Origin of the sequence: Paenibacillus ehimensis NBRC 15659, from assembly GCF_004000785.1 — a bacterium.
Taxonomy (GTDB): domain Bacteria; phylum Bacillota; class Bacilli; order Paenibacillales; family NBRC-103111; genus Paenibacillus_G; species Paenibacillus_G ehimensis.
This window is the reverse complement of record NZ_BILX01000002.1, coordinates 185,635-204,040: the sequence shown is the minus strand read 5'-3', so window position 1 is coordinate 204,040 and position 18,406 is coordinate 185,635. Positions and strand designations below refer to the sequence as shown.

The window sequence follows — 18,406 nt, the reverse complement described above, 5'->3', positions numbered from 1 at the left end:
ACTTATGGCACTGGACGCAGATATTAGAGAACAACTAAGTCAATACCTGCAGCTCATGGAAGGCGATGTGCAGATCCAGGTGAGTGCGGGGTCCGATGCCGTATCCCATGAAATGCTGGAGCTGGTGGATGAAATCGCCAGCTTATCTTCCAAAATTACGGTGGAGAGAACCGAATTGTCCCGAACGCCGAGCTTCCATGTGAACCGTGCGGGGGAAGAAACGGGGATTGCTTTTGCCGGCATCCCCTTAGGACATGAGTTCACTTCCTTGGTGCTTGCACTGCTGCAAGCGAGCGGAAGACCACCCAAGGTGGAACAGCACCTCATCGATCAGATCAAGAACATCCGCGGCGAATATCGCTTCGAGACCTACGTTAGCTTGAGCTGTCACAATTGTCCCGACGTCGTACAGGCATTGAACGTCATGAGCGTCCTAAACCCTGGCATCTCGCATACGATGATCGACGGTGCGGCGTACAAAGCTGAAGTTGAGAGCAAAAACGTCATGGCTGTGCCTTCCGTCTACCTCAATGGCGAATTTTTCGGCAGCGGTCGAATGTCGCTTGAAGAGATTCTCGCCAAGCTGGGGACGGCTCCTGACGCATCCGAATTTGCGAACAAGGAGCCGTACGACGTGCTGGTCGTCGGGGGAGGTCCCGCCGGCGCCAGCGCGGCGATCTATGCGGCACGCAAAGGCATTCGTACCGGGATTGTCGCCGAGCGTTTCGGCGGTCAGGTCATGGATACCATGGGCATCGAGAACTTCATCAGCGTGAAATACACTGAAGGTCCCAAGCTTGTGGCCAGCCTTGAGGAGCATGTCAAAGAATACGGCATTGACGTGATGAAGCTCCAGCGCGCGAAGCGTTTGGAAAAGAAAGATCTCATCGAAGTCGAACTCGAGAACGGGGCTGTGTTAAAGAGCAAGACCGTTATTCTCTCAACCGGCGCGCGTTGGCGGAATGTTGGCGTTCCCGGCGAAGCGGAATTCAAGAACAAAGGCGTAGCCTACTGCCCTCATTGTGACGGTCCTTTGTTTGCAGGGAAAGACGTAGCCGTGATCGGCGGCGGCAATTCCGGTATCGAGGCGGCCATCGATCTTGCAGGCATCGTGAAGCACGTGACGGTGCTGGAGTTCATGCCCGAGCTGAAAGCCGATGCCGTCCTGCAGAAGCGGCTCTACAGTCTCCCGAACGTGACGGTGCTCAAGAACGTGCAGACCAAAGAGATTACCGGCACGGACAAAGTCAACGGGATTACCTATGTCGACCGCGATTCGGGAGAGGAGCAGCATATCGAATTGCAGGGCGTGTTTGTTCAGATCGGTCTTGTTCCCAATACCGATTGGTTAGCCGATACGGTTGAGCGTACGCGCTTTGGTGAAATCGTCGTAGACCGTCATGGCGCTACGAACGTACCTGGTGTATTTGCTGCAGGCGACTGCACCAATAGTCCTTATAAGCAGATCATTATTTCCATGGGATCCGGTGCGAATGCAGCCTTAGGCGCATTCGATTATCTCATACGAAATTAATAATAACCTTGTGTAAACTCTGAAAAGCCCCTGTCTTAGGGGCTTTTTGCGTATCATATAACTTGCCGTTGCAGATTGTAAGTTCCCTTTGAACCTTATTGAGGAATGGATGGGGTGACCTGGAAACTGTCGTCTGCGCATGCATACAGTAGAATCTACGACAGGTACCTGGAAAGCTGCAGGGCAGTTAACTCCAGTGGCAAAAAAGACTTGAAGAGTCAGTTTATGCTAAGATATGGATACTGGAATGTTACATCTGTGTGCAGGAGCGTGGAGATGGGATATATTGAGGAATTGCGAAGCATTGTTGGGCATCGTCCTTTAATTTTTGTCGGCTCTGTGGTTATTGTTCAGGACAGCCGTGACAGAATCTTGCTTCAACAGCGCAAACATCCGCTTGGGTCATGGGGAATCCCCGGTGGTCTCATGGAGTTGGGGGAAACCGCAGAGGATACGGCTCGCCGTGAATTGTTCGAGGAAGCAGGTATCACGATCGGGGATTTGGAGCTCATTGATGTGTTTTCCGGGCCGCAAAACTTTATCAAGGCTCCGAATGGGGACGAATTTTATTCGTAACCATTGCTTATGCAACCAGAAGCTTTACCGGTACGCCTTCCATTAACGATGCGGAATCGTTGGCTTTTCAATTTTTCGATCTTCAAGAGGTTCCCGAACTGGTGAAAAGCCATCGTGTCATACTCGAACGCTTCCTCGCAAAAAACAATACCTTATTTCGCTAGCCACTCCGTTCTGTCCATTCGTACTTTTGATCAAAACACAATTGACCCGCAGGAGGGACCTTTTTTAAAGTGTTCCTCCCGCGGGTCACCTTTCAGAGTTGAGGTTCTTGTACTCGCGTTAAGCCATTAAGTGACCCATTACAGGATCGGGAATGAATTTCCGACGAGAAAATGTAGAGGTTTCCCAAAAAGTCCATATTTGGAATAAACCAGGCTCGGATTGGAGCGAAGCATGCAACCACCGCCATGGCGGACCAGCCCCCTGCGAGGGGAACTGGCGATCTTCGTTATGGCCGGCCAGGCTTAGAAGTCAAAATTGTCAGGGTCCGGCCCAACCCGCAGGTTCTGGTTCAGCGCATCGATGCGGGCCATCTCTTCCCTCGTCAGCTCGAAGTCGAACACCGAGGCGTTCTCGATAATCCGGGAAGCCTTCGTCGACTTGGGAATCGTTACGATGCCGTGCTGCAGATCCCAGCGCAGAATGACTTGGGCGACCGACTTGCCGTGACGGGAGCCGATTTCCTGCAGCACCGGGTTGTCCAGCAGTTGGCCCTGCATCAGAGGCGACCATGCCTCGATCTGAATGTCATGCCGGGCGCAGAAGTCGCGAAGCGCTTGCTGGCTGAGCCGTGGATGGAGCTCGACCTGGTTCACCATCGGCTTGATCTCGGCATCTTTCATCAGGTCCTCCAGATGATGAATCTGGAAGTTGCTGACGCCGATCGCTTTAACGCGTCCGGCCTTGTACAGTGCTTCGAGCGCACGCCAAGCGTCCTTGTATTTGCCGGCCACCGGCCAGTGAATCAGGTACAGATCGAGATAATCCAGCCCGAGCTTCTCCAGGCTGGTCTCATAGGCGGCGAGCGTCGCTTCATAGCCGAGATCGGCGTTCCATACCTTGGAAGTGACGAACAGGTCTTCGCGGGAAAGTCCCGTTTCTTGGAGAGCTTCGCGGATAGCCTGGCCTACGCTGTGCTCGTTGTCATAGATGGCCGCCGTGTCGATGCTGCGGTAGCCATGGGCGACAGCCGCTTTGACCGCGTCCACGAGCTCGGGACCTTCCGCGACTTTGAATACGCCGATGCCGAACCAAGGCATAGCCTTTCCGTTATTTAGAGTCGTAGTTGCTTGCAGATGCGTTGTCATTGATAAAACCTCCAGTAGCAGAAATGGTAGATTTGAATACATGATGTCTTGTTGGAGCAGGTAGCGGCCCTGGCCATTTTGCGCGCGGCTGCTTGGATGATGCCCAGATAGCGGAAACAAGAGCTCGACCGTCAAGACCGGGCCGGCTCTGCCTGCACGGCGCGAACCGGCCTGCCCTTACGTTCCAGTGCCATGCTCCAGCCGGTCAGCAAAACCGCGGCCAAGACCATGACAGCGCCGATCCAGGTGGTATGAATCAATCCCATCGAATCGGTGACCACACCACCCAGATAGGCCCCAATGGCGATGCCCGCATTGAACGCGGCGATGTTGACGGCGGAAGCGACATCCTTAGCTCCCGGCGCGAAGCGCTCGGCCAGCATGACGACATAAATCTGCAGCCCGGGAACGTTCATGAAGGCCAGCAGGCCCATGAAGAAGATCGTGATCAACCCGGCTACCTTGAATGGCGCGGTCACCATCAACACCAGCAGCACGATTGCCTGCAGGATGAACATAAGGAACAGAGCCTTGAGCGGCCGGCGGTTGGCTACCTTTCCCCCGATGACGTTGCCGATCGCAATCGCAACGCCGTAAATCAGCAGGATAACCGCTACCGTGCTTTCGGCAAATCCGGTTATCTCATGCAGCAATGGGGATAAATAAGTAAATACGACAAAGGTGCCTCCATACCCGAGAGCCGTGATGGCGAACGCAAGCAGCAGCCTGCCATTCGTCACCAGCTTCACCTGCTCACGCACCGGAGTCGGAACGCCCTTACGCAGCGAGGCGGGGATCAAGATCAGGTTGGCGATCAGCGCGACCAGGCCGATGACGGCGATGGTGACGAAAGCCGCCCGCCAGCCCATCTGCTGGCCGATCCAGGTACCGAGCGGCACGCCAGTCACGATGGCGACCGTCAGGCCTGAGAACATCATGGAGATCGCACTCGCCCGTTTGTTTTCCGGCACGAGGTCGGCGGCGATGGTCGATGCAATCGACATAAATACGCCGTGCGACAATGCGGACAGCACGCGGGCCGTCAACAGGATGCCGATGCTTCCGGAAGCCGCCGCCAGACTGTTGCCGGCGATAAAAACGATCATGATGGCGATCAGCAGCGACTTGCGGGACATTCCCGTGGTGAGTGAGGTCAGCACGGGAGCCCCGAAGGTGACGCCGAGCGCATACAGCGTCACGGTCAGTCCTGCCGTTGTGACCGATATATGAAGGTTTTCGGCGATCAGGGGCAGCAGCCCCACGCTGATAAACTCGGTAGTTCCAATCGCATAGGCGCTGATGGCCAGAGCCAGAAGCGCGAGGGTACTCCGTTTTTGATCCAATTGCATGTTTTCTCACCTCTATTCGTGGTAATCATCGGCCGATATATGCTATTATGAGAGGAGCAAGCGTTTTTGGCTAGTACGTACTTCAAAGTATGGTAGGTACTAAAAAGTGCCTATAACAATTGGAGGACTTTGCATGAGCACAGGAACCAAAAAGAAGTATAATATTTCGGTGGAAGCGACCTTGGAAGTTATCGGGGGAAAATGGAAGTGCGTGATTCTCTGTCACTTGACGCATGGAAAGAAGCGGACGAGCGATCTTAAGCGTATTATGCCCAGCATTACACAAAAAATGCTAACCCAGCAACTGCGGGAACTGGAGGCGGACGGGATCGTCAACCGGATTACGTATCATCAAGTGCCGCCCAAGGTCGAATACGAGCTGAGCGAATACGGATGGAGCCTCAAGCCGATTCTGGATGCGCTTTGCTCCTGGGGAGAGCGCCATATTATTAAAGAATACGGCGATAAGTTCACCGTATTGGAGGACAATATTTTAAATCATTGAGACGTGAACATGAATCTTTCCACGATTCCTTTGGACGATAAAAAAAAGAAATACTTGAGCTAAGGCTTCAAGTATTCCCGAGAGAGTACCGCGTTGAGGTACTCTCTTTCTTTTTCTCTTGACGTAACTTTGTCCTCAATGATTAACATCGTGGTGCTATTTTTCTTTTTTCTAAGATCGAGCCTAATTAAAAATAATTCACTTACAATAAACTATATTTTAACTAATAAATGAAAATAAGTATATAATTACAAAATCGACATAAATCTACTACATTTGCTATATACACCTCCTGTTACTAAAGATATAATTCAAATAGGAAAAAATTGGAGGGGTGTTCCAAGGATGGAGAAGGTGTGGAATGTCGTATGGAAAAAAGATAACTACGCGCTGGAGAAAGTAAGGAATAACAAGGCGCTGAAAAAATTTAATATATACGAAAGCTTGGGAGTCAACTTTCATAAGGCTAAAAAAGTCGGAGATTTCGGGGCCGGCGGGGGCTATATGACGTTGGAATTAATCCACCGATACCCCAGTATTGAAAGCGTGACATTATACGATTATTCGGAGGATGCGCTGCTCAAGTCCAAAGAAAACCTGGCGGCATACACCCATGTCAGCTTTAAGCAGCACGACTTGAACGTTCCGATGACAGACCATTCCGAACAACATGATTTTATTATGGCGTTTAGCGTGCTGGAGCATGTTCAAAATTACGAGACAGGCTTACAGACGTTGTACGATCGTTTGGAAAGCTCCGGGGAAGCCATCATGGTATGGTCCCATGCGTATTCGATTTTTAAGTGGCAGCGTCAATTGTACGAGAAGCTGAACCTTTGGAACTATGGTTTTCAGAAAGAAATGTCGCAAAAAGAAATCTACAAATTTCTTGAAGGTAAATTTGATGTTCTGTGCTGCAAAGTCGTTCCATGCGTCGGCGATAAGGGCATTTGGACCTTGCTGGATAATTTGATTCACAAATTCAATAAACAGAGCGGCAGATATCTTTTTCTTCATCTGAAGAAAAAGCAGTAGGGAAATGGTTGACGCTCACTTAAAAACGATAAGAAGGTGAAGGTCATGATGATCGACGGCATGGAGCTTCATTACAATCAATGTCCTGAAAGCTACCAGTATGTTTTAGTTATATTGCATTATAAAGATAAATTTGTCTTCGTGAAAAACAAAAAAAGAAAGTGGGAATTTACAGGGGGGAAAAAGGAGGACGGCGAAACGATTCTGGATGTGGCCAAAAGGGAAGCTTGGGAGGAAGCCGGGGCCGTGATCGAACATATACAGGTTGTAGGCTACTATACATTGGCCAATCATGAAAATGTAATTATTTCTACCGCGGAAGTCTTGTATTTCGAGGAAATTCCCGCATTCTCCGAAACGACGGAAGTCCGATTATCGACAACGCTGCCAAGCGAAGAGGAATTGTCGTTTACCGATGGAATTTACAAATCGATCTTCAGCCATATCAAGGAACATGGATATGAAAGTTAAAGGCGTTCTACTCAGCGTTGCTTCCGTTCTGGTGATGAGCCTTTCGCCGCTTACCAATATGTTCTCTCTATCGTCGATCGACCCGATGGTCGCCAGCTTTTACAGCAGTCTGTTTTCCGCTTTATTCTGCTTGTTGTTTCTGTGGGTAAGAAAAAAGAGATTGGTGCTCGTCAATGACAAAGCAATCTATTTGCTGGGGGTTACAAATTCCATCGGCGTCGTGTGCCAATATTTCAGCTTATTTATGCTGGGACCGATCGCTTTTGGCTTAATCGGCCGGTTTTATATTATTTTTTCGCTGGCCTTGGCCGTATTCATTCTCCGTGAAAAAATTAAATCGTCGAGTTATGTTCCGATCGTTATTTGTATTTTAGGCTCCTTTCTGGTCGTGAACACAGGATCATCGAACAATAATATGATGGGGATTGTGTTGGGGTTACTGTATACCTTTTTGTTTGCATTAACCAATTTGCTGGCAAAGAAACTGGTGGATCGGGTCGATTCCTCCATTATTTTATTTTACAACCAGATGACTTCTACCGTATTGATCGGTGCGTTTATCTGGATCACTCGGGGAGATTACAAGGTTTTTTTCGCCGGAGAAAGCTTATTGTTTATTGTGATTGCGGCATTTTGCAGCGGCTTTCTTGGCATTATCCTGTTTTACGAAAGCATTAAGTACATCAAATTCTCGGTAGCCAATCTGATCCGGTCGTTGAATCCGGTCATTGTTTTCATGTATTCCTATCCCTTTTTCCCGATTGAAATTACGGCCAAGTTTATCGCAGGCAGCGTGATGATTGTCGTTTCGGTCATCTGGTTGAACCTGAAGCAAGAGTAGCTAACCGCTTTCCAAAATGTGTTATGATATGGGAGAGCTCATATCTCGTATGGAGGTGAAGCGGTTGAAATACATTTACGGTATTTTAGCTTTGCTCGGGACAATCCTGCCCTATTCCCAGTTCATACCATGGATTCGTGAGCATGGACTTAACCTTTCTTTATTGATAGGAGAAGCAAGTCAGACCCGCATCGGCGCATTCGCGTGGCTGGATGTCGCGGTTTCGGCCGTGGTCTTAATCGCCTTCATCGTGTATGAAGGGAGTCGTAAAGGAATGAAATGGTTATGGGTACCGATCATTGGGACATTAACCGTTGGCGTTTCGTTGGGCCTGCCCTTATTTTTATTACAACGAGAAATTCATTTGGAGAGAAGCCGTGGATAAAAAAGCGAAAAAGATACTCATGAACACCTTCTGGTCTTCCAGCGGTTGGAAGGATCGGCCGAATGCCTTTGCCGGCGAGGATTTCGATTATGCCAAAAGCCAAGGGCTGATGTTTGATCCTATCACGATTACGCACGATCAACTGGTCGAACGGCTGCACGAATTGCACCAGACGGTGACCAAGGAACAGGTAGCCGCTGCGTTCCTGCATAGTCTGTCTACGAAAAAAGTCTACCTGCGGAGCGCCCTTTCGAGCTGGGCCCTAACCTCCCGGCTGCCTCTGCACACCTACGGACAGCGGAGTGTCGTGCGGCCGAATTACAGCAGCTGCGGAGACTGCAATTTCCATGGTCTCATGTCGGACCGTGATTATGTGAATGAGGATTTGAACGTGCTGAATTTCGAGCGGGTCAAATGGGGAGGTGTTCGTCTGAACTACCTTCTGTATTGCTGGCTGGACCTTGAACTGTTCAGCAAAGAAGAAGAGTTCGAGGTCACCGGCGAGGATGTTGGCATGCTCAACCAAATGACCGCAGCGATTCAGGACTGCACGGAGCACGAAAGCGCGCGGCAGCTGGAGAAGCGCTGGAAGAACGCGTTTCCTTCAAGCAAGCAGGAGCGGGACGTGACGATGGAAATATGGGGGTATGCCGGATTGCTGGTGGAGCGCGATACGCCCCGTAAGCTTCGGGGAGGGAGTCATGATTTTAACTCTGTTGCGGGTTGGCAGGGGAGCGACGGGTACTCCCGGGAAGCGCTGGAATTTTACTTCAGCGCGTTTCTGTAAGATAATGCTAACCGAGCATGAATCCACCAATGAAAAGAGGCAGAGTATGGAGAGAGACCTGTTGGAGCAGCTGAACCTTTGGCATGAAGAGGACGAATTTGAAAACATAATCGATCGGATTTTGGAAATTCCCGAACGGGAGCGCGATTATGATGTAATCAGCCATTTGGCTAGAGCCATGAACAATCTGGAACGTTACGAAGAAGCGCTGCAGCAGCTTTTGTCCATTGAGAAGCAAGGCGGGAACGACCCTTTGTGGCATTTCCGTGCGGGCTATGCCTACACTATCTGGAGCAATACGAGGACGCGGTAAGAGAATTTGAAATCGCGGACAAACTGGCCCCCAAGGATACAAACACGCTGACTTTTCTAACATGGAGCCGACAAGGCCTGAATGCAGTGAACCGTAAGCGAAAGCGGTCGATGGCCATACAGGCTCAGAACGAACAGGGCGGCAATCACGGAGCGGGAAAAGCTCCCTTTGAAGGGTTTGACTTGACGAACTTTTGGAATGATAGCGACTACGCTTTAAAACAATATGTCAGCGAGCCGCCTACCGACGAGCTTATTGCTTCGATCGAACAAGAATTGGGCTATAAATTGCCTGCCTCTTACATTGCGATGATGAAGTTACATAACGGCGGTGTGCCGGTCAACACTTGCTTCCCTACAGAGGAAGCAACGTCTTGGACGGAAGACCATATTGCGATTACGGGGATCATGGGGATTGGACGAGACAAGCATTATTCGCTCTGCGGAGAATTAGGCAGCCGGTTTATGATTGAGGAATGGGGCTATCCCGACATTGGCGTGGTCATCTGCGATTGCCCTTCGGCAGGTCACGATGTCGTAATGCTGGATTACCGGAATTGCGGCAGGGATGGGGAGCCCGAGGTGATCCATGTCGATCAGGAAGGTGATTATGAAATTACGTTTTTGGCGGAGAACTTCGAGGCCTTTATCCGGGGATTGGTCCATGACGATGTCTACGACACCTCGGAGGAGGATAAGCAGGAGGATTTGCGGAAGGTAGCCCATGAGGAATTTTCCCCGCTGCTTTCGGAGCTGTGTGCCCGAGTCACCGAGGTCGGGAACATGGAGGAGATCATCCGTGCCGTTTGTACCCGAATTGTAGAGGACAAGGGATACTTTGCTTTTCATGCGGACGAACTTTCCACGTTGATGTATGACTTGCAATTTTGGTTGTATACCAAGTCTTACCCCCATACAAACCGTGAACAATATCTGAAGGATTATGAGAAAATTATTGCTTTTGGCGGAGCGTTCAGCACGGGGGGATATGCTCCTGGCTTTGTCACGGACTGGCTGGACGATCGAATCCGGCAAGGCGTGATTGTCGGGACAAGCGATGCGCTTACGTTCACGGATACGGCAACAGAGCAATTGCTGGAAAGGCTGAAAGCCTACGCTTCATGACCCGAGTTGTTCAGGCGCTGCAAGGGATCACCCGGGCCGGAATGATGCGCGGCACCGGGTGATGTGACATGAAGCTGAGTCAGGAAGTAAGGCTAACGGACTTCCAGCGTGTGTACCAATCCGTAATGTCAGCGCTAATCGGTAACTCCAAATCCCGTTCCATTTTCGTTCTCAGGAGCAAATATTGTTCTTCTACCCCGATCTTGTCGCCAATCGCATCGTAAAGCTTCATCAGTGAGAAATAGCTTTCCTCCTCGTCCGGAAGCAATTGTTGAATCCGGAGATGGACTTGGATGGCTTTTTTCTGGTTTTCTTGTTGCTCGTAGAACATACATAATTTTCGCATATGGTACAACCACAGCAATCGAAGCCGTTCCCGTTCATGTTCGGCCCACAGGTAATCGTAATTTCCCAGATAGTCGCCTTTGTACAAATTCAACACATGCTCATAGGCGTCAGCTGTACTTGCATCCAGGACACCCAATTGCCTCATGGCGTATTCCCATTCCTCCGTGTCTACCCGGGCCTCCCCCAGGTCAAGCTTATATCCCGCCTCCAAATTGCCACTGTTTATGGAAATCGTGTCCATATTGGAATTTTTCAAGGTTTGACGTATATGATAAATCGTTGTATAGAGATGCTGCGCTGCCTTGGTCTCTTCCAGCTCCGGCCATAGCAGTTCAAGCAAAACGCTTCGATTGATGGTCCGGTCCCGGTGATGAAGCAAATAGGCAAACAATTCTTGCGCTTTGCTTGTACGCCATTTAGCGTTCTGGGCGTTCATGCCGGGCAGCCTAAACTGAAGCTGATTAAAGCAGCAAATCAAAGGCGAATTCGCGTCATGTGTTTTCTTGGTGCCCCTGATAGACAATTTCTCTTTTATCCGCAGGATCGTTTGGCGCAGACGATCCTTTTGCAGCGGCTTCATAATATAATCCAGGGCGTAAAGCTCAAAAGCTTGCACAGCATATTTGTCGTAACTGGTCACAAATACAATTTCGATACCGGGAACAACCGTCTGGATCTGTTTACCAAGATTTAGGCCGTTAATATCCGGCATATGGATATCAAGAAACACAACATCGGGGCGATGAAGCAATACGCCTGCCATGACCTTGGTAGAATCGGAATATGCAGCAACAATCTCTACTTCGCTTGCTTCTCTTTCCATCGCTTTTTTCAGCCCAATCAAGGCCAAATGTTCATCGTCAACCAATATGGCTCTCACAGGAGCATCCTCCTTGATAGTCGGTTCTTGTTGTTGAGTGCTTTTTACTGCATTTCAATATTATACCACCCATTTTTCACAAATCTTATATCGGCTTTCATACGAAAATATTGAACAGACCCTCGGTTGTCTAGATTTTGTTTAACCACTGGGGCAAAGCGGAAGTAAACAATATTGCCGCCCGACTCGACCTTCCGGAACCGGGAACAATACCTTCTCGCCGGAACGCAACATAACGCATAGCATAACGAAAAAGCAGGGGAGCATGCTCCCCTGCATTCTGTTAGTCGGCCCCCCATAGAGGGCAAGCTGTTCTATTCGCCGCCGCGGCGCTTACTGCGCGTCGAAGTCCGCCAATCCGCTTTGCTGTTTTTTAGCGCCGGAAAGGCTGTATACGCCAAACTCATAGAAGGAATATCCGTAATCCGTCGCTCTTTGAATCCCTTGGAATTTCACGTATCTGGCCTGAACCGGGTTAAAAGATACCGTTTGTTTCCCGTCCGTTGCCGTAAGGATGCCGCCGTTTTCCTGTGTAACGTTGGTCCAGTTCTGCTTATCGTTCGAAACAAGCAGCTGGAATGTTTTCGCCCGGGCCAATTCCCAATCGATTCTCACCGTATCGATATCCGTCGGTGCACCGAGATCGACCTGGAACCACGTATTGTCCCTGTACTCGCTTGTCCATCTCGTAACAGGGGAGCCGTCAACCGCTTTCCCGGCGGCATAGCCGGCGCTGCCGCTTTCCACCGAAGAAGCTTCCGCGGCTTTATTTTCCGCCAGATTGCCAATCAGGTAATAGACGCCTTCCTTGAGCGCATTGTACGCCGTATCCGTAATCATGCGCTCTTCCTTCACACGATCCAGCCGGGCGTTAAATACTTTCAGAAACTCGATAAACTTCGTTTGATTGGCCCCTTCGAGGTAGGTCATCATTTCCAGATCTTTGATGAGAGCACGAGCCGCTTTGGCATTCGTGATCTGGTTTTCCGCCGCGAAACGCTCAGCTAATTGTTTCATGGCTGCTGCGCTGGTGGACACTTCAATCACATAAGAGGTTTTTCGGGATTTACCCGCCGTAATCACGGTAACGATCAGCTCATGCTTCCCAAGCTTGCCTGTCAGATTCATGACGGTTCCTGCCGTGTAAGGCTTGCCGTCAAACGTAGCAGTGACCTTCGTCAGCCCGCTGCCGTCACTGCTTTTCGGCTTCCATGTAAACTGAACAGGCTCCGTATCCGGCACGAGAGCTTTGCTTTGAATCGTTTTCCCGTTCATCTGCACTTCGGCTTCCGGAGCGACGGCCGTATTTTTGACATACGTTCCTTTGACGAATTGATACAGCCAGTCGTACATCACACGGTTGGTCGGATCGGCGCTCACCGCCGTATTATATACGGCATTGTTGCCTTGGTAGTATGCTTTGAAGCCTTCCTGCATCAGGCCGGTTTCCACGCCGCTGTTCAAATAATCGATATACCGGTCGCGGAAGACGCTATCCGTCAGCATGCGATCGTCGAACTCCAGCTCGTTGGACATCCCGTACCGCTTGGCTGTGTTGGCGGCATCCTCCAGACGGTCATAGCCCATTTCCTCGAAGAAATAGTTCGGCTGGAAATTGACGGCGTCAATGCCGACATCCTTCCACATAAAGCTCTTGTAAGCCAAGAAATGCGGAATCCAGAAAAATTTCAGGCCCATGTTATGAACCTTGGCACTCGTCGAACGAAGCAAATCCGGCCCTTTCGCGCTGGTGCTGATCTGCTCTTCCAGCCAGTACATGCCGACAAGCTCCAGATGGGAGTACTGAGCCGCTTCCCATTTTTGCTTCACTTGATCGAGCCACCATTGGATCGCTTTCTCCCGGTTGGCGAACGCCTTCTCTTCTCCGACCGTCGAAGCGTTAAAGCTTAAAGCTTCCCCGTTCACCACGCCGAAATCGTTCAAGTACTCGCCCGGGTCCGGAATCATCAGAACGACCTTCTCCTTATAATCCGGCTGCCCCAGCTTGGCCCCGACTTCCTTGGTCGCTTCGTTGAGCTGCTGCATATCGCCTGCCGCGGCGAAAGTCTTATTCAGATACCATTGCCAATCTTCCAGATTGGCTCTCCCGTCGTAGCCCCGGCCGGCTGGGGATGTAAGACCGAGATACAGCACGCCGTCAAACAGCCGATCCACCGGCTGCCCGGCTTGATTCACATAGCTGATGTTGGGAATAATCCGTTCCTTCGTCCAATCGCCCAGATTATCCTTATAATGGCCGTTGTACAGCAAGCCCAGATGGCGGATGCCGGCTGTCGCTTCTCCCGGCTTTAAGAAGCCCACTTGATCGGGAGGAACCGTTACCGCTCCTGCTACTTTTCCATCCGTGCCCCAAATCTCCACTTCATCGATGAGGCTCCACGCCCGGGTATGCATCGGGAAGGTAACTTTCACATAGCGGGCGTAAACCACCCCCGTAACGGTTTTGTCGCTTTGAATGCCGTCTCGGCTTCCGTCCCACTCGAAGGTCTCTTGTCTTGGAGGCCCGTCTCCCCAGAGAAGCTGCGTGGCCTTGTGTGAAAGCGCTCCCCAATTATGGCTGTCGTCAGAGGCGTACATCGACACCGACAACGGGACAAGAATCGAGTTTGTCGGCCAATCCTGCAAGAAGTGCGCTTTAACTTTCGAGATCGACTTTTGCTCGCCCAGATCGAACACGACCTCGCGCGTCATCTTCTGCACATGTCCTACCCACGCCGGGTCCGACTTATCCAATGCGCCGTATTTTCCGTCCGTCAGCTTGCGGTTATGATCCGGATGCCCGGCTTCCGGCGCTTGCGACCATGTATAATTCAGCCCTAAAGCAAGGTTCCGTTCCTGAGGCTTCGCCTCTTCCGCTTGCACGGCCGAAATCTGTGACAAGAACATGACGGCCGTCATGACGGCTGCTGTCCATTTCATTTTCAATCCCATTAATCCCGCTCCTTCCAACGTTGAGTGAATGCAGCATCAAGCTCGTCCGAATTCAGCATACAGGAGACGTTTTGTTCAAACCTCGGGTCCATTCATGCGGCAGGGCCTCCTTTCCTGACGATTCCTTCGCTGTCAAGGGCTGACGTCTGCAGGAATCTTCTTACTGTAACAATAAGTAATCCGGGCCTATTTTCAAAGAGATAAGTTATGACTTTTGTATACAATTGTTTACTTGTTTGCTTCCGTATCGAGCGAGGCCACGTCAAGAGGTGTATACGAAAGTAAAGAGTAGTATATGGTTGAAGGCGCATTCCCTGCCTATACTTGAACTAGGCGGGTGGCGTTATCCATACTTAAGGAAACACTCGGAGGAACACAACCGGAGGCTTGTAAATAAGTTGGAGGGGTCGTATGAAGAAGAAAACGAAGGCGCTTTCGTTCGCCGCATTGGCGATGAGCTTGGCGGTTACGGCATGCAGCAGCAACGCAAACGAACCGGAGAACAAAGCATCCGAGCCGGGAAACGGTGTGATCGAGGTTTCGACGGTTTCGCCAAGCGATCAGTATCTGAAGTTCGACGAAGGCGAGAACTTTACCAAGAACTCCGTGTATGATGCGTACGAAAAAGACATTGGCGTAAAAGTGACCAACAAGTGGGTAGCCGATACGAGCCAATTCAAGGAAAAGATCAAAATCACGATCGCATCCGGCGATCTTCCGGACTTTTTCCCGGTGAACGCGACGCAATTGAAAGAGCTGACCGAAGCGGATATGATCATGGACCTGACGGAAGTGTACGACAAGTATGCCACGGACGAAACGAAGAAGTATCTGACGATGGACGGCGGCATGCAGATGAAGACGGCCATGTTCGACAATAAACTGATGGCGATTCCCAACACCTATAATCCGTATAATTACCAGTTTCTGTATGTCCGCACGGACTGGCTGAAGAAGCTGAATTTGCCCGAGCCCAAGACGATGGCAGACATGATGACGATCGCCGAGGCTTTTAAAACCAAAGATCCTGGCGGTACGGGGAAGCCGTACGGACTCGCGATCAGCAAAAATCCTTTTAATATTGAAACCGGGGTCACGGGATTGCGGGCTTTCCTGAACGGATACCATGCCTATGAAAATATTTGGATCGAGGATGGCAAGGGCGGGCTGGTCAACAGCGATATTCAGCCGCAGGTGAAGCAAGCGCTGGCCGCATTGCAGGACATGTTCAAGAAAGGATTGATCGATCCCGAATTCGCGGTGAAGGATGCGGAGAAAGCGGCTGAGCTGATCTACGGCAACGGCATCGGGATGGTCTATGGCGCATCCTGGACGCCGGCCCAGCTCGTCAAAGGCTCCGTGAAGGACGGAAAAGTGGTGCAGGAGTGGGGCGTGTTCCCGATTCCGACGGTGGACAGCAACCCGGCGTTATCGCAAATCGGACTGGGCGTGGACGAATATTACGTTGTCTCCAAGAAAGCGAAGCATCCGGAAGGCGTCATCAAGCTGCTGAACCAATGGATCGCCGTCGACAACCACCCGACCGAAGAGCAGAAGGTGTATGAGTTCGGGAAAGACCGTAAAGAGAAGGGCAACAATTACTGGCTGATCAATCCGCTGCGCGTCGGCAAGCAAATCGATAACAACGGCGAGGTGCTGCCTAAAGCGATTGCCAACAAGGATACGGGTATTCTGGAGTCGAAGGACCAAAAAACGAGATACGAGCGTGCGATGAAGTATGTTAACGGCGATACGAGCATGTGGTGGGAATACCTGATCTCGGGTCCGAATGGCGTGTATTCGCTCATTCCGGCCATCCAGAAGAACAAGCAGTATCTGCAAAATAAATTTTATGGCGCGCCGACGCCGACCATGGCCGAAAGACAGGAAATTTTGCTCAAGAAGCGGGATGAGGTCTATTTCAAAATTATTATGAATCAAGTATCGGTCGATGAATTTGATAAATTCGTGGAAGAATGGAAGAAGCTTGGCGGCGATGCCATGACCAAAGAAGTGAACGAGTGGTACAAGACGAAAAAATAACGGCTATCCGGGCGAATCGAGGGATTGGGCGTACATCGTCCCTCCCTCTTTTTTATGGTATCGAACAACATCTTAAGGTATACGGCGAGGTGAATGGCGTGAATGGACTGACACGGATGTGGAGGCGGGAGTGGCCCCTGCACCTCATGCTGCTTCCGGGAATCGTGCTGGTGGTGATGTTCAGCTATGTACCCATGGCGGGCCTCATCATGGCTTTCCAGAAATATATCCCGAACAGAGGCTTGTTCGGCTCACCCTTCATCGGGATGAAAAACTTTCAATTATTGATCGATTATCCCGATATCGGGCGTATTTTCTTCAATACCGTCTATATTGCCGTGATGAAAATCATCGCCGGTCTGGTCGTGCCGATCACGGTGGCCATCCTGCTGAACGAGCTGCGGAGAGAATGGATCAAGCGAACGTTCCAGACGCTCGTCTACTTGCCTCACTTTTTATCGTGGGTGCTGTTAAGCGGGATCTTGGTCGATGTGTTGTCTCCATCGTCCGGCATTCTCAATCAATTTCTGGGGCTATTCGGTATCCAGCCTATCTTTTTCTTGGGAAGCAACGCCTGGTTTCCGTATGCGATGGTGCTGTCGGATGTATGGAAGGAATTCGGCTTCGGCACAATTGTATATCTGGCTGCGTTAACCAACATCAACCCGTCGCTCTATGAAGCGGCGGAAATCGACGGCGCGGGGCGATGGAAGCAAACCTTCCATATTACGTTACCCGGCATGATGCCGATCGTCATCCTGATGCTGACGCTGAATATCGGGAACGTCCTGAATGCCGGCTTCGAGCAAATCTTCAACCTGTACAGCCCGCCGGTCTATGAAAGCGCGGACATTATCGACACCTTCGTTTATCGCATGGGGGTGCAGCAGGCGCAGTTCGGCTTCGCCACGGCGGTAGGTCTGTTGAAATCCGTCGTATCGTTTATCTTGATCGCCATTTCCTATGTATTAGCCTATCGCGTAGCGAATTACCGGATTTTCTAGAATTCGCCCGCTATTGAGAAAGGAGGCCTGTCAGTTGCCGATCAAGACATCCTTGGGCCGAAAACTATTTATCGTATGCAACTATATCTTCCTGGCGTTTCAGTCGTTCTTGTGCCTGATGCCGATTATTCATATTTTGGCGATTTCGTTCAGCTCCGGCGCTGCGGCCGCGGCCGGCAAGGTTACGCTGTGGCCGGTCGAGTTTACGACGGCCGCCTACAATAACGTGTTCGGCAAGCCCGAATATTTGCGGGCGTTCTGGGTATCGGTCCAGCGCGTCGTGCTGGGAACCGCGCTCAGCATGTTTCTGACGATTCTAACAGCCTATCCTTTGTCCAAGGAGCCTCGTCAATTCCGGCTGCGAACGTTTTACGCCTGGTTCTTCGTCTTTACGATCCTGTTCAGCGGCGGTCTGATTCCCACCTATCTCACGGTAAAATCGCTGAACTTGATCGACAGCATCTGGGCGTTGGTTTTGCCGACGGCCGTTCCGGTGTTCAATGTCATCCTGCTGCTGAATTTCTATCGCAATCTGCCTAAGGAGCTGGAGGAATCGTCGCGGATCGACGGCGCAGGCCATTTTACGACCTTATGGAAAATCTACGTGCCGCTTTCTTTGCCCGCCTTGGCTACGACGGGACTGTTCACGATGGTCGGCCATTGGAACAGCTGGTTTGACGGAATGCTGTATATGAATCATACTGAAAATTATCCGCTGCAAACGTTTTTACAGACGGTCATTATCAAGATGGATTTCCGCTTCATTAAAGCGGAGAATGCCGAATTGATGCTTAAGCTGTCCGACCGAACGAGCAGAGCGGCGCAAATTTTCGTAGCGGCCTTTCCCATCCTGGTGGTGTATCCGTTCTTGCAGAAGCTGTTCATTAAAGGAATCGTCATGGGGAGTGTAAAAGGATAATAGAGAAGCGGTCTGTAGGCACTAGAGGAG

The 18,406-nt window shown here is 50.7% G+C and carries 17 protein-coding genes; 13 read left to right on the top strand and 4 right to left on the bottom strand.

Annotated elements, in window-relative coordinates; translation table 11 throughout:
* Positions 1–4: 4 nt before the first annotated feature.
* Together ahpF and PEH01S_RS35980 are read left to right on the top strand one after the other, a co-directional pair.
* Positions 5–1,534 (top strand): alkyl hydroperoxide reductase subunit F, encoded by a 1,530-nt coding sequence (ahpF, locus tag PEH01S_RS02110; protein WP_025844556.1) that lies wholly within the window; start codon positions 5–7, stop codon positions 1,532–1,534.
* Positions 1,535–1,810: 276 nt separating this feature from the next.
* On the top strand, positions 1,811–2,110 hold the full coding sequence (locus PEH01S_RS35980; RefSeq protein ID WP_307720061.1) for an NUDIX hydrolase: 300 nt from the start codon (positions 1,811–1,813) through the stop codon (positions 2,108–2,110).
* Positions 2,111–2,577: 467 nt separating this feature from the next.
* Here PEH01S_RS35980 and PEH01S_RS02100 read toward each other — a convergent pair whose 3' ends face one another.
* Both PEH01S_RS02100 and PEH01S_RS02095 read right to left on the bottom strand, forming a co-directional pair.
* Positions 2,578–3,420: an aldo/keto reductase gene (locus PEH01S_RS02100; protein WP_025844560.1), complete on the bottom strand. Its 843-nt coding sequence runs from the start codon at positions 3,418–3,420 to the stop codon at positions 2,578–2,580.
* A 131-nt stretch (positions 3,421–3,551) separates the two neighbouring features.
* Positions 3,552–4,769 carry an MFS transporter gene (locus PEH01S_RS02095; RefSeq protein WP_127483765.1) on the bottom strand — a complete coding sequence of 406 codons (1,218 nt, stop codon included), beginning with the start codon at positions 4,767–4,769 and terminating at the stop codon, positions 3,552–3,554.
* 133 nt (positions 4,770–4,902) lie between these two features.
* On the opposite strand from PEH01S_RS02095, the gene PEH01S_RS02090 reads away from it, so the two are divergent.
* The 8 genes from PEH01S_RS02090 to PEH01S_RS02060 all read left to right on the top strand — a co-directional run bounded on the left by PEH01S_RS02090 (position 4,903) and on the right by PEH01S_RS02060 (position 10,230).
* Entirely contained in the window at positions 4,903–5,274 is a 372-nt protein-coding gene (locus tag PEH01S_RS02090) for a winged helix-turn-helix transcriptional regulator (RefSeq protein ID WP_025844564.1), read from the top strand.
* Between the two features lie 345 nt (positions 5,275–5,619).
* Positions 5,620–6,309: a class I SAM-dependent methyltransferase gene (locus PEH01S_RS02085; RefSeq protein ID WP_025844566.1), complete on the top strand. Its 690-nt coding sequence runs from the start codon at positions 5,620–5,622 to the stop codon at positions 6,307–6,309.
* A 45-nt stretch (positions 6,310–6,354) separates the two neighbouring features.
* Positions 6,355–6,780, top strand: coding sequence for an NUDIX domain-containing protein (locus tag PEH01S_RS02080; protein WP_127483764.1), 426 nt, complete (start codon positions 6,355–6,357; stop codon positions 6,778–6,780).
* Positions 6,770–7,621, top strand: coding sequence for a DMT family transporter (locus PEH01S_RS02075; protein ID WP_161782202.1), 852 nt, complete (start codon positions 6,770–6,772; stop codon positions 7,619–7,621). Before PEH01S_RS02080 ends, PEH01S_RS02075 begins: the two co-directional genes overlap by 11 nt.
* Positions 7,622–7,670: 49 nt before the next feature.
* Positions 7,671–8,006 (top strand): DUF2834 domain-containing protein, encoded by a 336-nt coding sequence (locus PEH01S_RS02070; protein WP_246062761.1) that lies wholly within the window; start codon positions 7,671–7,673, stop codon positions 8,004–8,006.
* Complete coding sequence (locus PEH01S_RS02065) at positions 7,999–8,793, top strand: hypothetical protein (protein ID WP_127483763.1); 795 nt, start codon at positions 7,999–8,001, stop codon at positions 8,791–8,793. Before PEH01S_RS02070 ends, PEH01S_RS02065 begins: the two co-directional genes overlap by 8 nt.
* Positions 8,794–8,839: 46 nt before the next feature.
* Positions 8,840–9,106 (top strand): hypothetical protein, encoded by a 267-nt coding sequence (locus tag PEH01S_RS35975; protein ID WP_307720060.1) that lies wholly within the window; start codon positions 8,840–8,842, stop codon positions 9,104–9,106.
* A gap of 86 nt (positions 9,107–9,192) precedes the next feature.
* Positions 9,193–10,230: an SMI1/KNR4 family protein gene (locus tag PEH01S_RS02060; RefSeq protein WP_307720059.1), complete on the top strand. Its 1,038-nt coding sequence runs from the start codon at positions 9,193–9,195 to the stop codon at positions 10,228–10,230.
* Positions 10,231–10,309: 79 nt separating this feature from the next.
* On the opposite strand, the gene PEH01S_RS02055 is transcribed toward PEH01S_RS02060, so the two are convergent.
* Together PEH01S_RS02055 and PEH01S_RS34440 are read right to left on the bottom strand one after the other, a co-directional pair.
* Positions 10,310–11,458 (bottom strand): response regulator, encoded by a 1,149-nt coding sequence (locus PEH01S_RS02055; protein ID WP_127483762.1) that lies wholly within the window; start codon positions 11,456–11,458, stop codon positions 10,310–10,312.
* A gap of 333 nt (positions 11,459–11,791) precedes the next feature.
* A complete protein-coding gene (locus PEH01S_RS34440; protein ID WP_164827628.1) occupies positions 11,792–14,410 on the bottom strand; it encodes a DUF4855 domain-containing protein in 2,619 nt (872 codons plus the stop codon).
* A 411-nt stretch (positions 14,411–14,821) separates the two neighbouring features.
* Here PEH01S_RS34440 and PEH01S_RS02045 point away from each other — a divergent pair, with 411 nt between their 5' ends.
* The 3 genes from PEH01S_RS02045 (at position 14,822) to PEH01S_RS02035 (ending at position 18,376) form a co-directional block, all read left to right on the top strand.
* Positions 14,822–16,453 carry an extracellular solute-binding protein gene (locus PEH01S_RS02045; protein ID WP_127483761.1) on the top strand — a complete coding sequence of 544 codons (1,632 nt, stop codon included), beginning with the start codon at positions 14,822–14,824 and terminating at the stop codon, positions 16,451–16,453.
* Positions 16,454–16,569: 116 nt separating this feature from the next.
* Complete coding sequence (locus tag PEH01S_RS02040; RefSeq protein ID WP_127483815.1) at positions 16,570–17,457, top strand: ABC transporter permease; 888 nt, start codon at positions 16,570–16,572, stop codon at positions 17,455–17,457.
* A 34-nt stretch (positions 17,458–17,491) separates the two neighbouring features.
* Positions 17,492–18,376, top strand: a complete 885-nt coding sequence (locus tag PEH01S_RS02035; RefSeq protein WP_174807091.1) for a carbohydrate ABC transporter permease — start codon at positions 17,492–17,494, stop codon at positions 18,374–18,376.
* The last annotated feature ends 30 nt before the right edge of the window (positions 18,377–18,406 follow it).

Coding starts and splice junctions, on each gene's coding strand:
- ahpF (WP_025844556.1), top strand. CDS start 5: ATGGCACTGGACGCAGATATTAGAGAACAACTAAGTCAATACCTGCAG.
- PEH01S_RS35980 (WP_307720061.1), top strand. CDS start 1,811: ATGGGATATATTGAGGAATTGCGAAGCATTGTTGGGCATCGTCCTTTA.
- PEH01S_RS02100 (WP_025844560.1), bottom strand. CDS start 3,420: ATGACAACGCATCTGCAAGCAACTACGACTCTAAATAACGGAAAGGCT.
- PEH01S_RS02095 (WP_127483765.1), bottom strand. CDS start 4,769: ATGCAATTGGATCAAAAACGGAGTACCCTCGCGCTTCTGGCTCTGGCC.
- PEH01S_RS02090 (WP_025844564.1), top strand. CDS start 4,903: ATGAGCACAGGAACCAAAAAGAAGTATAATATTTCGGTGGAAGCGACC.
- PEH01S_RS02085 (WP_025844566.1), top strand. CDS start 5,620: ATGGAGAAGGTGTGGAATGTCGTATGGAAAAAAGATAACTACGCGCTG.
- PEH01S_RS02080 (WP_127483764.1), top strand. CDS start 6,355: ATGATGATCGACGGCATGGAGCTTCATTACAATCAATGTCCTGAAAGC.
- PEH01S_RS02075 (WP_161782202.1), top strand. CDS start 6,770: ATGAAAGTTAAAGGCGTTCTACTCAGCGTTGCTTCCGTTCTGGTGATG.
- PEH01S_RS02070 (WP_246062761.1), top strand. CDS start 7,671: ATGGAGGTGAAGCGGTTGAAATACATTTACGGTATTTTAGCTTTGCTC.
- PEH01S_RS35975 (WP_307720060.1), top strand. CDS start 8,840: ATGGAGAGAGACCTGTTGGAGCAGCTGAACCTTTGGCATGAAGAGGAC.
- PEH01S_RS34440 (WP_164827628.1), bottom strand. CDS start 14,410: ATGGGATTGAAAATGAAATGGACAGCAGCCGTCATGACGGCCGTCATG.
- PEH01S_RS02045 (WP_127483761.1), top strand. CDS start 14,822: ATGAAGAAGAAAACGAAGGCGCTTTCGTTCGCCGCATTGGCGATGAGC.
- PEH01S_RS02040 (WP_127483815.1), top strand. CDS start 16,570: ATGTGGAGGCGGGAGTGGCCCCTGCACCTCATGCTGCTTCCGGGAATC.